Annotated in this window: 12 protein-coding genes and 1 pseudogene; 1 reads left to right on the forward strand and 12 read right to left on the reverse strand. The window is 48.4% G+C overall.

Annotation, left to right across the window (positions count from 1 at the left end):
• Positions 1-108: 108 nt before the first annotated feature.
• From gatB to MKY41_RS14560, 12 genes and pseudogenes are all read right to left on the reverse strand, one after another.
• A complete protein-coding gene (gene gatB, locus MKY41_RS14505) occupies positions 109-1539 on the reverse strand; it encodes an Asp-tRNA(Asn)/Glu-tRNA(Gln) amidotransferase subunit GatB (protein ID WP_041071397.1) in 1431 nt (476 codons plus the stop codon).
• Positions 1539-3005, reverse strand: coding sequence for an Asp-tRNA(Asn)/Glu-tRNA(Gln) amidotransferase subunit GatA (gene gatA / locus MKY41_RS14510; RefSeq protein ID WP_340745799.1), 1467 nt, complete (start codon positions 3003-3005; stop codon positions 1539-1541). Before gatA ends, gatB begins: the two co-directional genes overlap by 1 nt.
• Before the next feature lie 25 nt (positions 3006-3030).
• The gene (gene gatC / locus MKY41_RS14515) at positions 3031-3318 is read right to left on the reverse strand and encodes an Asp-tRNA(Asn)/Glu-tRNA(Gln) amidotransferase subunit GatC (protein ID WP_340745800.1); all 288 of its coding nucleotides are present in this window, start codon (positions 3316-3318) and stop codon (positions 3031-3033) included.
• A 332-nt stretch (positions 3319-3650) separates the two neighbouring features.
• Positions 3651-4775, reverse strand: coding sequence for a CamS family sex pheromone protein (locus tag MKY41_RS14520; RefSeq protein ID WP_340745801.1), 1125 nt, complete (start codon positions 4773-4775; stop codon positions 3651-3653).
• 6 nt (positions 4776-4781) lie between these two features.
• A complete protein-coding gene (gene ligA / locus MKY41_RS14525; RefSeq protein WP_340746464.1) occupies positions 4782-6794 on the reverse strand; it encodes an NAD-dependent DNA ligase LigA in 2013 nt (670 codons plus the stop codon).
• 136 nt (positions 6795-6930) lie between these two features.
• On the reverse strand, positions 6931-8031 hold the full coding sequence (gene tnpB, locus MKY41_RS14530; RefSeq protein WP_340745802.1) for an IS200/IS605 family element RNA-guided endonuclease TnpB: 1101 nt from the start codon (positions 8029-8031) through the stop codon (positions 6931-6933).
• Positions 8032-8042: 11 nt separating this feature from the next.
• Positions 8043-8441: pseudogene (gene tnpA, locus MKY41_RS14535) on the reverse strand (IS200/IS605 family transposase).
• Between the two features lie 92 nt (positions 8442-8533).
• The gene (pcrA, locus tag MKY41_RS14540; RefSeq protein WP_340745803.1) at positions 8534-10771 is read right to left on the reverse strand and encodes a DNA helicase PcrA; all 2238 of its coding nucleotides are present in this window, start codon (positions 10769-10771) and stop codon (positions 8534-8536) included.
• Between the two features lie 50 nt (positions 10772-10821).
• Entirely contained in the window at positions 10822-11514 is a 693-nt protein-coding gene (locus MKY41_RS14545) for a heptaprenylglyceryl phosphate synthase (protein ID WP_340745804.1), read from the reverse strand.
• Between the two features lie 620 nt (positions 11515-12134).
• Entirely contained in the window at positions 12135-12455 is a 321-nt protein-coding gene (locus MKY41_RS14550; RefSeq protein ID WP_340745805.1) for a YerC/YecD family TrpR-related protein, read from the reverse strand.
• 30 nt (positions 12456-12485) lie between these two features.
• Positions 12486-13547, reverse strand: coding sequence for a DUF3048 domain-containing protein (locus MKY41_RS14555; protein WP_340745806.1), 1062 nt, complete (start codon positions 13545-13547; stop codon positions 12486-12488).
• 9 nt (positions 13548-13556) lie between these two features.
• Positions 13557-15275, reverse strand: a complete 1719-nt coding sequence (locus tag MKY41_RS14560; RefSeq protein WP_340745807.1) for an adenine deaminase C-terminal domain-containing protein — start codon at positions 15273-15275, stop codon at positions 13557-13559.
• Positions 15276-15520: 245 nt separating this feature from the next.
• Here MKY41_RS14560 and MKY41_RS14565 point away from each other — a divergent pair, with 245 nt between their 5' ends.
• Complete coding sequence (locus MKY41_RS14565; protein ID WP_340745808.1) at positions 15521-16213, forward strand: class I SAM-dependent methyltransferase; 693 nt, start codon at positions 15521-15523, stop codon at positions 16211-16213.
• The last annotated feature ends 45 nt before the right edge of the window (positions 16214-16258 follow it).

Genomic DNA, 16258 nt, shown 5'->3' on the forward strand with positions numbered 1-16258 from the left:
TTCCGAAGTTCCGCGGTTAAAACGAAGGATGCTCTTCTTGATTGTCTAGCGAAAAACGTCCTATGCTCGGACTCTTTTTCAAGCCTTGCATAGGACGCAGCAGATCGGTTATCGTTTTTTAATCTCTTCAAGAAGGATTTTATTGACCAATTGAGGGTTGGCTTGTCCTTTTGTCGCTTTCATGATTTGGCCGACAAGGAAGCCGACAGCCCGGTCTTTCCCGTTCTTGTAGTCTTCGATCGATTGCTCGTTTGCATCCAATGTCTCCGTGACGATTTTGAGTAGTGCGCCTTCATCGGAAATTTGGACAAGTCCTTTTTCCTTGACGATTGCTTCGGCGTTTCCGCCTTTTTCAATCAATTCCTTGAATACTTTCTTCGCAATTTTAGAAGAAATCGTGCCGTCTACGATCAGTTTGATCATGCTGGCGAGTCCTTCCGGAGTGAGTGCCGTATCGTGCAGTTCCTTCTGTTCTGCATTCAGATAGGCTGAAACGTCACCCATCAGCCAGTTGGAAGCCAATTTGGCGTCCGCCCCGGCATCTACTGTCGCATCGAAGAAATCGGACATTTCTTTTGTCAAAGTCAGTACGTGTGCATCGTATTCAGGAAGATCCAACTCTTTCACATAGCGCTCTTTCCGTGCGTCCGGAAGCTCTGGAATCTCCGCTCGCACCCGATCTATCCACTCTTGGTCGATATGGACTTCCGGCAGATCCGGATCATTGATGAATCGATAATCGTTTGCGCTTCCTTTGACACGCATGAGCACTGTTTCACCAGTCGCTTCATCGTAGCGGCGCGTCTCTTGCTGGATCGTTCCGCCTGCCAACAAGACTTTTTCTTGGCGCTCGACTTCATTGGCAATGCCACGGCGCACGAAGTTGAACGAGTTGAGGTTTTTCAACTCGGTTTTCGTACCGAATTCTTCTTGTCCGAATGGACGCAACGAAATATTCGCGTCACAACGGAGGGATCCTTCTTCCATCCGTACATCGGAAACGCCTGTATATTGGATGATTGCCTTCAACTTTTCAAGAAACGCATACGCCTCTTCCGGAGAGCGGATATCCGCTTCCGTTACGATTTCGACAAGAGGTGTGCCTTGCCGGTTCAAGTCGACTAACGAATAGCCGTAATCGGAGTGCGTCAGTTTACCCGCGTCCTCTTCCAAATGGACCCGCTCGATGCGGATTTTTTTCTTTTTCCCATCCACTTCGATTTCAATCCAGCCGTTGGATCCGACCGGACGTTCATCTTGGGAAATTTGGTATGCTTTCGGGTTGTCCGGATAGAAATAGTGCTTCCGGTCAAAATTCATGACGGGCGCAATTTCACAGTTCAACGCCATCGACGCTTTCATGCCGAATTCGATTGCTTGTTTATTCAACGTCGGAAGCACGCCCGGGTATGCCAAGTCCGTCACATGAATGTTCATGTTCGGTTCTGCGCCGAAATGGGCTGGTGCCGGTGACATGATTTTCGTATCGGTTTTCAATTCTACGTGGACTTCAAGTCCGACAATCGTTTCAAAGTTCATCAGTTGGTTCCCTCCCCAATGGCCGGAGTGCGCTTATGGAATTCCGTCGCTTGTTCGTACGCATGTGCCACTTTGTACAAAGTCGCTTCATCAAAATGTTTGCCGATGATCTGCAAACCAATCGGCAATCCTTCAGAGAATCCGCAAGGCACGGAAATCGCAGGGATTCCTGCAAGGTTGATCGGAACAGTCAGCACGTCATTGGCATACAAAGTCAATGGATCCTTGACAAGCCCACCGATTTCATAGGCCGGTGTCGCCGAAGTCGGTCCGATGATAACATCATATTTTTCAAAGAGGGACGCGAAATCTTGAGCAATCAACGTACGGACCTTTTGCGATTTCACGTATACATCTTCATGATGATCCGCGCTAAGCGCATATGTTCCGAAGAGGATCCTTTTTTTCACTTCATGGCCGAATCCTTCAGACCGGGAACGCAGATAAAGCTCTTCCAAATTTTTCACGCCTTCCGGACGGTATCCATACCGGATACCATCGAAACGGGATAAATTTGATGAGGCTTCCGAACAGGCGATGACGTAGTAAGTTGCTGAAGCGTATTTGGAATGTGGAAGCGAAACTTCTTCCCATTCTGCACCAAGTGATTCCAACACTTGCAATGCTTCACGAACTGCAGTTTTCACTTCTTCCGCGACGCCTTCACCAAGGTATTCCTTTGGAACCGCGATTTTCATCCCTTTGACATCGCCTGTCAAAGCGGATTTGAAATCCGGCACCTCTACTGGGGAAGAAGAGCTATCCCGGTAGTCGACTCCCGAAATGGCATTAAGAAGAAGCGCATTATCTTCCACCGTACGGGTGATTGTTCCGATTTGGTCGAGGGAGGAAGCAAACGCAACCAACCCAGCGCGTGATACGCGTCCGTATGTCGGTTTCATCCCGACGACACCACAGAAAGCAGCCGGTTGGCGAACAGACCCGCCCGTATCCGAACCAAGTGCGAATAACACTTCGCCCGCTGCGACAGCAGCTGCCGAACCGCCTGATGATCCACCCGGTACAAAGTCGAGGTTCCATGGATTTCTCGTTTTTTGAAATGCTGATCGTTCAGTTGTAGATCCCATCGCAAATTCATCCATGTTCAGTTTACCGACAGATACCATGCCCGCCGCGTCCAATCTTTCTACAACCGTTGCGTCATAGACAGGGACGAAATCCTCCAGCATTTTACTGGCACAAGTCGTTTTAACGCCTTTGGTAACAATATTATCTTTGATTCCGACTGGCAGCCCGAAAAGAGGACCGCGATTGTCTTCGGAGCCGTTATCCAATTGTTCCGCTTTCGCAATCGCCTCTTCTTCGGTCACTGTCAGGAATGCCTGAACTTTGTCATCCACTTTTTTGATATGATTCAACGTGTCTTGCGTCAATTCCTTGACGGACACTTCACGGCTATGTAAAAGCGATTGAAGTTCAGCCGCCGTTTTGTTTACTAACGTCATCTGTTTCCCTCCTCAATTCCGTTCCTTAAAGAATGGATGGCACTTTGATAAGCCCGTCCTCATGCTCTTTTACGCTCTCCAGCATTTCATCGCGGTCTAGAACGTCCTTTTGAACGTCTTCACGCAACACATTGTATAGCGGGATCGGGTGTGTCATCGGAGCGACATTTTCCGTATCCGCCTCTTTCAATACATTGGAAAATTGGATCATATCCGCCAATTGCTCCGCGTACACTTCAGCGTCTTCATCAGAAATACCGATTCTGACAAAATTGGCGAAATACTGTACATCGTCTTTCGTAAATTGCGTCATTTTTTTTCCTCCCATTTACTCACTGTACGATTAATAATAACACCTTCTCCAAGCGATGAAAAGTTACGATAGTCGTCAATCAATTACGCCTCGGCGTAATTGCGTCCGGATCTTGAATTGCGAATCGAACAGCGAAGGGTTCGATTTGCCTTAATTTCTGCGCTCTTTGCAGAAATTAAGGCACTAGACAGTTTGGATTGCCCTGAGTCCCCCTCAAAATCCGTGACATCCGCCGGAGGCTATTGATTCAGCAAGGTATATGAAGTTCATTGTTTTATATACTTTTTTACATTCCTCCCACCACTATCGGAAGAAAAATATTCGCTGAATCATCAATATCCATATATATGAACGTATGGTTCTTCTTTCCCCGCCTCTTTCACTATCAGCGCTTCCGGTCCATTCACCGATTTGATAGTCACCTCGATGTGGATATCCGAGAAATATTTCACAACAAGTCCCGTCAAATATTGGGTGAACCCGATAACCTCGCTCGTTCCATAAAACTGGATCGGAATTTCAATGCGAAGGGAGTTCAACTTCCCTTCTTTGAAGAATCCCGTTCCAATGACATCGACAAAACTTGGAAAATAATTGTCGATATCCTGTTTGAATTTATTGAAGTCCGTATTAATTTCCCGATATCGATCAATAGAGGAGGAAGCCGGAAATACAACATACTGCTCATTCACTTCTTTCCATCCTCCGGGAACTTCATCCCCTTTTCCAGCGACCGCTTTGGCAAAATACGTACCGGACACGATAGAATTCCGACTTTCCTGTTTGAATAAACCGACGACAATCGGGATATCTTTCAACCCCTCTTGTGTGCGAAGCCGGCGGACAATCTCTTCTGCCATTTTCATGCCTTCTTGCTGAATTTTGCTGTCCGGGATGACCGTTTCTTTCCCGCTTCTCGTATAGCTGATGGAATTCAGGGCAAGGCCGATGGAAATGCCGTCGAGCCTTACTTTCTTCTCATCGGTCATGACTAAGTAATTTTGCTCGACGATATGAGCCAGATAAATGGGTGCCTGCTCGGAAATTTCCTCTTCGCTCATCCCCTCTTTCACAGGGGGATTTAACCCTTTTTCATCGGTAGAGCTTCTGGATAGCCAAGCGCGTGCCATGTCTCGATCAATATATTGGCCTTCCTGGAAGAAGTGGTCCTTCGGGTCGAAATATTGAGTGGAGATGCGCAGCAATCCTCTTTCTGCCTCTCTCATATCGTATTTCGTATAGACATTATTGACGATCATGCCCCGGCTCGCACTCTTTTTGAATGGCAATAGCGTCCGATAAAACTCATCTTTCAGTTGGACCTCAGGAATCATCACCGTTTCTTCTACAGTTTCTTCACCTTCCTGGAGGATTTCATCATCAGTTGTAGCGGAGGGCAAACATCCGCCCAAAAACAATACGGTTGCCAGTCCGGTCATTGCTACTAATTTCTTCATACAAGCTTACTCCTTCTCGCCAAGGGCATCGACCAATTGTGTTTCGTCCCAAACTTCAATTCCGAATTCCTGGGCTTTTACAAGCTTCGATCCGGCATCTTCCCCTGCAATGACAAGGTCCGTCTTCTTGCTGACACTCCCGCTTACTTTGCCCCCGAGCGCCTCGATTTTTTCTTTCGCATCACTTCGGGTCAAAATGGAGAGCTTCCCTGTCAATACGACCGTTTTTCCGGCAAATGGTCCTTCCGTCGGCACTTCGCTGCGGGAACGTCCCGTGTACGTCAGATTCACGCCGTAGGAAGCCAGCTTCTCTAGCACTTTTTGGACGTCTTCATTACTGAAATAGGTCGTGATGGAATCGGCCACCTTTTCTCCAATTTCATGGATGGTCGTCAGCCGATCCGTGTCAGCTTCCATCAGTGCAGCCAGCGAGCCGAATTCTTCCGCCAGAATCGTTGCTGCCTTTTCCCCGACGTGACGGATGCCAAGTCCGAAGAGCAGCTTTTCCAATGAATTCGTTTTGGAGGCTTCGATAGCGGCCAACAGATTCGAGACCGATTTCTCCCCCATCCGTTCCAGTTGCAGCAATTGGTCTTTGTCCAAAGTATATAAGTCAGCCACGTCATGGACGAGGTCGGAATGGAAGAGCTGGTCGACGAGGCGTTCGCCGATCCCCTCGATGTTCATTGCATTTCGTGAAACGAAATGGATGATCGCTTCCTTCATTTGCGCCGGGCACTGCGGATTGACGCAGCGCAGGGCGACTTCCCCTTCGATCCGGACTAATTCGGACTCACAGACCGGACAGTGGTCGGGCATCCGGAACGGCACTTCATCGCCCGTCCGTTGTTCGATAAGCGGGGCGACAACTTCCGGAATGATATCTCCCGCTTTCCGAATGATAACGGTGTCGCCGATCCGTATGTCTTTCTCAAGGATGAGATCTTCATTATGCAAAGAGGCACGTCCGACCGTCGTCCCGGCAACACGGACCGGTTCGAGGATCGCTGTCGGTGTTACCACACCCGTTCTCCCGACACTCAACTCGATTTCAATCAATCGGGTCGTCACTTCCTCGGCAGGGAACTTATAGGCGGTTGCCCACCGCGGGCTTTTCGCTGTAAAACCAAGCTGTTCCTGGTCTTCATACCGGTCGACTTTGATGACAATTCCATCGATTTCATATTCCAAGTCCATCCGTTTTTCTGTCCATTCGGTGATGTATCCTATCACTTCTTCAATCGTGGTACAGCGTTTCCGCTCTTTATTTATGACCAATCCGAGCGAGTCCAGGAAATCAAGGGAATCCGAATGGCTGTCTTGCCCGTATGCACTGCCATCCCCCCCGATTCCATATATGAAAATCGCCAAATTGCGGCTGGCCGCTATTTTGGGGTTAAGTTGACGCAATGAACCTGCCGCTGCATTGCGCGGATTGGCGAACGGTTCTTCTCCCGCCTCGTCCCGGGCTTCATTTAAATTGACGAATGATTTTTTCGGCATATACGCTTCTCCGCGCACTTCGATCGTCAACGGCTGTTTCAAACGGAGTGGGACTGAATGGATGGTCCTAAGATTGGCGGTGATATCTTCCCCGATCGTGCCGTCGCCGCGCGTCGAACCTTGTTCCAATCGACCGTTGACATATTTAAGGGAAATGGCCAAACCGTCGATTTTTAATTCACATACATACGTTATATCCAAGCCTGCTGCGGCACGGACCCTTCTGTCAAATTCCTTCAGGTCTTCCTCATTGAATACGTTCGAGAGGCTAAGCATCGGGAATTCATGAACGACTTTCCCGAAACCGCCCAAAATCTCCCCGCCTACCCGATGCGTCGGGGAGTCCGGGTAGATCAGGTCAGGGTGCTCCGCCTCGATCGTCAATAATTCCTGCATGTATTGATCGTATACGGAGTCGGGGACGAGAGGTTTATCCAATACATAATAGGCATGGCCGTATTCTGTCAACAGCCGATTCAATTCCTCCACCCGTTTTTCGAGCGCCATTCGATCCATGTCCATCTTTTTCTCCTCCACCCTGATTACGCTTTGTGAACCTCTCATCACTAAAGTGACGAGCTTCTTGGGTAGTAGATGCTTTTGTCAGCCATCTAAATTGACCAAGCTCAAAGGGGTGAACCCTCCCCGTGTGTCATTCATTTGCCAGCTTGAGCAGATTTCGGCTGGCGTTGATGTCCCTGTCGTGTGTGGATTGGCAATTTGTACAGGTCCATTCTCTAATGTTCAGCGATAATTTCTCACCTTTCTGTTCACATACACTGCATGTTTGGGTAGAAGCAAACCATTGATCCGCCTGGATGAGCGTGCGGCCAAGCCAGGCGGATTTATACGCCAACTGTCTGGCGAATTCATACCAGCTTACGTCGGAAATGGACTTGGACAGTTTGCGGTTCTGTAACAGATTCGATGATTTTAAGGTTTCGATAACAATCACTTGGTTTTCGTTGGTTATCTTGTGAGACAATTTATGAAGAAAGTCTTTTCGCTGATTGGCAATTTTCTCATGCTTCCTAGCCAATAATAATCGGGCTTTCTCTCTGTTTTTGCTTCCGGCTTTTTTTCTGCTGAGTGCTTCTTGCGCCTTGACTAGCTGTTTCTCGGACTTTCTCAGAAACTTCGGATTGCCGTATTTTTCACTCCTACCGACATCATTCGTCGTAATGGCAAAGTCTGACAAACCTAAATCGATTCCTATTTTGTTTTTAGCAGGAATCCAGTCAGCCTCTTCCATCTCCACTAAAATGGAAATAAAGTATTTTCCGGAAGATGTCTGACTGACCGTGCACGACTTGATTAAACCGTCGAATGGTCGATGATATTTGATCTTCACGAAACCAATCTTGGGTAATTTAACTTGATTGCCTTCTATGCGGATATTACCGCCTTGATTATTTGTTTTGTACGACTTTTTACTTCTGTGCTTCGACTTGAATTTTGGAAAGCCGGCGCCTTCTTTAAAGAATTTCCTGTAAGCGGCATTTAAATCCAGCTGGGCATTCGCTAAAGCGAGGTTATCCACTTCGTTCAGGAAGTCAAATTCCCTTTTAAACGAAGTGTATGTTCTCGGTTTATGCAGTGTGAGTTGGTCCTTGTCATCCTTGTATCTTTCATACAGTCCCATTCGGTCAGCCAGCATTTGGTTGTAAATAAAGCGGACACAGCCGAAAGACTTCGCGAAGAACTCTTTTTGTTCCGCGTTTGGATACAATCTGTATTTATAGGCTTTCAGCATGTGATCCCTCCTTATCTGTGATTCATTTGCTGGTTTTGAATGTAATGCTTCATTTGTCCTTCGGTGTTGTCACGGACTATCGATAAAAATAACTGGGATTCCACAGATGGCCTCCCCAGAACTTATTCTTTAAGTCCGGATGTCTGAGAAACAACTTGCGGGCAGAGGAGCCTTTAAAAGCCATCATAATGGAAGGAATTGCGTGCTGAGACTTACAGCTGATCCAGCATATGAACATGGGCTTTATCTGTCTCCATCTCCAGGATGACGATTTCATTAGCAGAAGCAATGTCCGTCAGAATTTCCTTTACATCCGTCTCCACTTCTCCTTGGAGCCTATATTTTACACACTATACAATAGGATAGTGCAACATATAGACATATCCTCTTCCTTTATTGGCTTTATCCATGTTTATTACCCTATATAGGATACTACACATGTGCGGCAGCAAAGTTAATCAAGGGCATTCGCTAACTCATGGCTGAAGTCACAAGAGTTCGCTCATTGTTTTTCAATCGGTGCAAATTTTGCAAGCAACCGTTTAATGCCGACAGGATCCGGGAAGGCGATGTCGAGTTCAACTTCTTCACCCATCCCTTTCACACTGACGACCATACCGGTGCCCCATTTTTTATGGACCGCTTTATCACCAGGTCTCCATCCAAGCTTCTCGCCACCGCTGGACTGGTACCGGGGCTTTTTGACCGCTGGGCGGACCGGAGCAGCCGGGCGTGCGGAAGAACGCGACCCGAAACCGAAGTCGTCTTCTCCCGGGATGAGCTCGATGATTTCGTCCGATATTTCACTGATGAAGCGGGATGGGCTATTATAGCTCGACCGGCCGAACAGCATCCGGAAAGAAGCAGACGTCAAGAACAGCTTCTGTTCCGCACGCGTGATTCCGACATACGCCAATCGGCGCTCTTCTTCCATTTCCTCATCATCCCCGATAGAACGGGAATGCGGAAAGACGTTCTCCTCCATGCCGATAATGAAGACGACCGGGAATTCCAATCCTTTCGCTGCGTGCATCGTCATCAAGACGATTTTCTCCGACGATTGGTTCTCTTCTTTATCCAAAGAATCGATATCCGCGATGAGAGCAAGATCGGTGAGGAATGCGATGAGCGATCGGTCTCCGTTTTCCTCTTCCGCCCGTTTTTCGAAAGCCTCCGTTACGGACAGGAATTCTTCGATGTTTTCCAAGCGGCTTTCCGATTCGATTGTCTTATCATTTTGCAGCATCGCCCGATATCCCGTTTTTTCCAACACTTGCTCGACCAGTTCCGTCACCGTTAAATACTCCTGCATTTGGGTGAAACCTACGATGAGTTCATGGAACTTCGCGACTTCATTGGCTGCACGCGGTGTCAGCCCCATGAAATCGACTTCTTTCAACGAATCAAAAATCGGGGTATCCCGTTCAATTGCATATCTCGCCATCCGATCAAATGACGTGGCGCCGATGCTGCGCTTCGGTTCATTAATGATCCGGGCGAGCGCCAAATCATCCGCATTATTGGCGATCAACCGCAAGTACGCCAGCAAGTCCTTGATTTCTTTCCGGTCGTAGAATTTCGTGCCCCCGACAATCGTATAATCGAGATTCGACTTCACCAAAAATTCCTCAATAACCCGTGATTGCGCATTTGTGCGATAGAGGATGGCGAATTGGTCGAGTTTCAGGTTTTCCCGTTCCTTCAACTCTAAAATTTTGCCGACGACAAACTGGGATTCATCCTTTTCATCGCTTGCCTTATAGACATAAATCGGCTCGCCTTCTTCGTTTTCAGTCCTTAGCTTTTTATCATAGCGGCTGCGATTATTCGTAATGACATCATTCGCCGCATCCAAAATCCGTTTCGTCGATCGGTAGTTCTGTTCCAAAAGGATGATTTCAGCATTTTGGTAATCCTTTTCAAAGGACAGGATATTGCCAATATCGGCCCCCCGCCATCTGTAGATCGATTGGTCGGAATCACCCACGACGCAAATATTCTTGAATTTGCTCGCCAGCATCTGGACGAGGCGGTATTGCGCATTGTTCGTATCTTGGTACTCGTCAACATGGATATATTGGAATTTATTTTGATAAAACTCGAGGACATCGGGAACTTTTTCAAATAGGGTCAAGGTCAACATGATGAGGTCATCGAAATCGAGCGACTGGTTTTGGCGCAGTCGCTTCGCATAGCCGTCATAGACATCCGCCACCGTCTTTTCGAATGGGTTGAATGAATTGATCTGCCCGCGGTATTCGTGCGCATCGATACATTCATTTTTTGCGGAACTGATGGCATTCAGCATGGAACGGGGATCATATTGCTTCGAATCGAGGTTCAATTCTTTCAAGACGCTTTTAATGACCGTCAACTGATCGGCAGTGTCGAGAATCGTGAAATTCTTCGAAATGCCAATCCGATCAATGTCCCTGCGTAAAATCCGGACGCACATCGAGTGAAAGGTCGAAACCCACATCCGTTCGCCCGTCCCGTGGCCCAACAGTCCGTCAATCCGCTCGCGCATTTCCCGAGCGGCTTTATTGGTGAACGTGATCGCTAATATGTTGGAAGGGTAGATGTTTTTCTCCACGACTAAATAGGCGATCCGATGCGTCAGCACCCGGGTTTTTCCGGATCCAGCCCCCGCCATGATGAGGAGAGGTCCTTCCGTTTTCTTCACAGCCCGTGCTTGCTCCGGATTCATGCCGGCGAGCAGGTTTTCTGAAATTGTATTCATAGCTTCTCGTCCTTTCGGAACATTTGTTCTTTATTATACACAATTCGTCCTTAAGAGGAAACGGATTTCACCGCTTCGACAGTAGAAAGGGCGGCTTTCAAGTCTTCGTAAATGATATTGCCCACAATGATCGTATCGGCGATGCCTGCCATCTGTTTGGCTTCCTCGGCATTGGTGATTCCCCCGCCGTAAAATAGGCGCGTTTTGTCGAGGACACGCTTGGCCGCCTCCACGATTGCAGTCTTGCCATAAATCCCGCTATATTCTATATAAAACACGGGAAGCTTGAAAAGATGCTCCGCCATCCGGGCATAGGCAATGACATCCTCCTCATCCGGCACTTCCGTGACGCCTGTCAATTGCCCAGCCTTGCAAACGGGATTCAAGATGCAATAGCCCTCTGTGATAATTTCATCCCAATTCATCATATGGCCGTATTCCCGCAGCGCCGCATGGTGGATCCCGTTAATCCACTTCGTCTTCGTCGAATTCAAGACGGTCGGAATGAAATAATAATCAAACCCCGGCGTCACCGACTCGACCGTCGACACTTCAAGCGCAATCGGCACCGAATAGCGTCGCAGTCGGACGAGCAGATCCAACACATTTTCCAAGGTCACTCCATCCGTTCCGCCTACAATGATCCCATCCGTCCCCGACTCCGCCAATCGCTCCAATTCCTCATCCGCAATCGGCTTGGCCGGATCTAATTTAAAGGCATGTCGCCATAATATGTAATCCATCGTAAACACCCAACTCCCAAAAAGTACATTCATTTCAGTATACCAAAAAACCCGGACGGAATCTTCTCCGGCCGGGGGTTGGGATTGTGAAAGTTTGTTGGAGTAATCAGTGCTTGTACAGAGTTATCAGCACTGGTGCGAAGTTATCAGCACTTGCACGGAGTTATCAGCATTGGCACAGAGTTATCAGCACTGGCGCACAGTTATCAGCACTGGCGCACAGTTATCAGCACTGGTGCGAAGTTATCAGCACCGGCACGGAGTTATCAGCATTGGCACAGAGTTATCAGCACTGGCGCACAGTTATCAGCACTGGCACGGAGTTATCAGCACTGGCGCGAAGTTATCAGCACTGGCGAAGAGTTATCAGCACTGGCACGGAGTTATCAGCATTGGCACAGAGTTATCAGCACTGGCGCGGAATTATCAGCACTGGTGCGAAGTTATCAGCACTGGCGCACAGTTATCAGCATTGGCACGGAGTTATAAGCGCTGGCCCACAGTTATCAGCACTTGCACGATGTTATCAAGCGCTGGACACAAGGTTATCTGCACTGGCGCAGATTTGCGAACACCCCATGAAAAAACCGGAGGGGCGCTCGCGCCCCTCCGGTTTTCCATCATTCCGAATCCTCTTTTTTGTCTTCCAGTTCCGGGTACAGACGCGCCAACACTTTGCTGTAGCCGCCCGAGCCATAGTCGACGCAACGGCGGATCCGGGAGATCGTTGCAGTGCTCGCTCCCGTTTCATGTTGAATGGTGTCGTACGTTTTTTTCAGCTTCAACATCCGAGCCACTTCTAGCCGCTGGGCGAGCGATTGCAGCTCACCGATTGTAAATAAATCATCAAAGAAATGATAACATTCATCGAGGTCTTTCAATTCAAGTATCGCTTTGAACAATTGATCCGTCTGGTGGCTGCGGATCTTATCGATTTGCATAGAAGGAATCCCTCTCTTCACATGATTTCATTACGGTGTATAGGTGACCGACGTTGCCATTCCCGGATTGGACGCGACAATATGGATCCAAGACTTCCCTGGAATCAATTTCGCCGAAAGTCCATTTTCCACAGGCGTCAAAAATCCATTCTCGTTCTTCCATTCGATCTCTTTCACGATTCCCGCATGGAATAACAAAGCCCGGCCGCCCGAGTTGATATCAATCGCTTGCCGGCCGACATTATCGATCGTCCGATGCGCCGCTTCAAATACGAGAATATTGGACAGCTCCACCTGTTCACCGTCAGCTTTATCGACCGTTAAAATGCCATTCACGGTTCGCCCATATGTCCCTTTCTCCGCGTCATAGGTATATACGCTTGTAAAATTAGGATCGGCGCCGTAACGGACGGTGATGGACGATGCCATATCGCCTATTTTAGCATTTTCAATCGATTCATGGAAAGAAAGGGAAGGCTGCTTCTCCATTTCCATCGAAGCATTCTCTTTCTCTGCCCCAGCCAACACATTATCCCCACTAATATAGGAGTTGTGCGGAGCCCTTCTCTCTTTGGACCGTTGGAATAAAACCCCGTCATACTGCATGCCGTTGATGTGATCGACCGTCCGATTCTGCAATAGCGTCTGAGCGTCCGGGCTGTACCCATGCGCTACATAAAACGCATCGATTCCTTTGGCGATATGGACGAAGTAGTCCCGGGCGCTCCGTACCGGCCCGATCTCTTCGGGCAAATCACTTTGGAATAAAGCCAAAAACCTTGTCACATTGCCTTCCGCCGCCATTTCATACACGATATCCGCCTGGCTGATGCCCGACTGTGGACGGGCAAGCGGATGATTATTAATCGTCGCCAACACAGGACGGCGATTGTTTTCCGTATCCGACAATATACCGGTAAACGGTTGCGGATATTGAGGAATCGGTTCGATTTCCTCGACTATTTCTTGATCTGTACTCGGCGATGGAAGCGGAATTACTTCCGCCTCCACCTTCTCTTTTTTTGAACACGCTGTACACAGCAACAGGATGCTGGCCAACAATATTGGCCATGCTCTCATTATCCCTTTCATATTGTCCCCCTATCTTTCCGTGAATGGAACGAGCACTTCATTTTTCATGACATCATATAAGCCGACTTGGGTGATTCGGATATACGGCAAGTGAGTCGATTGGAGAAACAGAAACGTATAAACGACATCCCCATACGCATACCCTCTCTCCGCCAACGCCTGGACCAGCTCATTCTGCTGTTCGATCAGGATTTCCAATGGCTCAATCGATCCGCCTCCACCGAGCGGCAACGGGATAGTTGCGATGGTTTCCCCGTTCTCCGTCAGGATCATTCCTCCACCGATCCGTTTCATCTCGTCGAATGCTCGAAGCATTTCTCTTTTATCTTTTCCGATCAAGATGATATCGCCCGTGTTGGAGAAGGAAGAAGCCAACCCTTGCACCTTCGTGGCGAAGCCTTTAATGATTGTGTTGACCCGCCATTTCCCGAAGCGGTCAATGAGCATTAAAAAGTTCTCGTCATGTTCTTCCGATAAACGGTTTTCCGTCGTGTCAATAGTGACCTCATACGGTTTGGTGATGACATCATTCACCATTTCAATTCCAATCGCACTATCGAAGCGGAAATCCGAATCCTCCAGTTCGAACGGCGGAGCGAACGGAGCGACCACCGACCAGTCGATCGTTCCTAACGAGCCCGTCGATTCGCCGTTTCGCTTCAACCAGGTCCCTTTCGACAGGACATCCGTTGGAACCGGATGGAATTCATCTTCTATAATATTGAGCGAAGCGTAGCGGCCTGTCGCAATAACACCATGTAGATCGACCATGTCATAATAGCGGGCTATATTATAAGAAGCCATCTGGTAGGCATCAATCGGAGGCACACCCGCATCTAGTGCGACTTGGATACATTTATCCATCATGCCGTCGCTATAGAATGAAGGAGTCGCCCCGTCCGTCGTCATCATCAGATGATCGAATACATCATGTCCTCTTTCGACCAAGCCTTTTAACAGATCCGGCAAATCCGGGCGGATCGAGGAATGGCGGAGTGTGACCCCATAGCCATGGAGCAGCCGCGCTTCCACTTCTTCCACAGTCATCGCTTCATGATCTCCATCGGCTCCGAGAAGCTTCATTCGTGCCAACGTCTTGTCCGAAGCACCCGGCAAGTGCCCTTCGATTTTGATGCCCGCCGCTTTCGCTGTAGTGATCGAAGCGAACATATCCGGGTCGCCCTTCACAAGACGCGGCCAAGCTGTCAACTCGCCTCCCATCCGGATATCAGATCGCTTCAACCACTCGGCAACCGATTCCGGTCTGAATAATTCCTTCTCCTGTTGATGGGCCGTCTGAGAATCAAACCGTGTCCACCAATAATACGAGAACGGCATCTTCGCGAACTGATCCAATAGCGTAAAGGATTTCTCATTGCCCAATGTCAGGAACAGGAGAAGATTATCTGCGATGAATGTCGTCGTTCCCAGACGCGCTGCATAATCCGCCAGCGTTTCACAATTATACAAAAGGAACGGATGGACATGAGGCTCGATATAACCAGGGACAATCTTCTTGCCCGCGGCATCGAAGATTTCGGTCCCTTCTGTAACGGCAGGCATGTCCTTTCCTGCATAGACAATCCGATCTCCCGCAATCCAAATATTCCCTGTAAACCATTTTTTATAGATGGAATGCAAGTAGGTTGCGTTGGTAATGAGTAGATCGGGCGCTTGTTTTCCATTGATGATATGCAATTGTTGTTGTATTTCATTCATTTCCCACATCACATTTCTTCCTTTCTATGTAACATTCCCCTGTTCATAATCGTAGCATAGCGTGGAAAAGAAAAATAGATGATCTTTGTCCAGTAGGTCTGGCTGCAACAAGATTATCACAACGACAATATCACAAGATATAGCATCATCTTCCAGCAGATGCCCTGGATTTTTAAGATGAAAGGAAGCAGAAAGGAATCTTCCAAGTTTTGTGGAAACTATCTTTATACACTACCTAGATGGGATTTGATAAGATGACGGAAAAAATGACGTTCAATCAAGAATTGGCGAATGAATACGATCGGGGGATTCGACGGAACCTCCCTTCCTACGATGCGATGCTTCGGCTGGTCCAAACTTTCCTGCGGGCAAATTGTACGCCGCAAGCCAGATTGCTTGTCGTCGGCGCCGGCGGAGGAAATGAACTGACCGCTTTCGGGACAAGCAATCCCGATTGGACGTTCACCGCAGTCGATCCAGCGGCTTCCATGTTGGGATTGGCCCGGATGAAGGCCGAACAGACGCAAATGGTGGACCGGGTGGAATTTATAGAAGGAACGGTCGATGATGTAGAAACAGAACAAATTTTCGATGCCGCTACCTGTTTGCTCGTCCTTCATTTTGTAAAGGAAGAAGATGAAAAGCTGCGGTTGTTAAAGAAAATTCGGCAACATCTTCCCACCGGCGCGCCCTTTGTCATGGCAACCATGTACGGCGATCCGGCTGATCCTGCATTCGATGAATTATTCGCACTTTGGAAGGCCTACTGGCTGGACTCGACAAAACTAACGCAAACAGAAGTGGATGAAATGGAAAAAACGCTTCGGAGCCTTTCGTTCCTCCCAGAAAACAAAATCGTCGCTTTGCTGGAACAGGCCGGCTTCCGGAACATCGCCAAGTTCTTCTCCACGAACATGATCGGCGGCTGGATTTGCAAAGCGCAATGAGTGATAACTAAATAGAACATCGCCCCGATTCCTAATGGAGCCGGG

This window comes from Sporosarcina sp. FSL W7-1349 (assembly GCF_038003045.1).
GTDB lineage: Bacteria > Bacillota > Bacilli > Bacillales_A > Planococcaceae > Sporosarcina.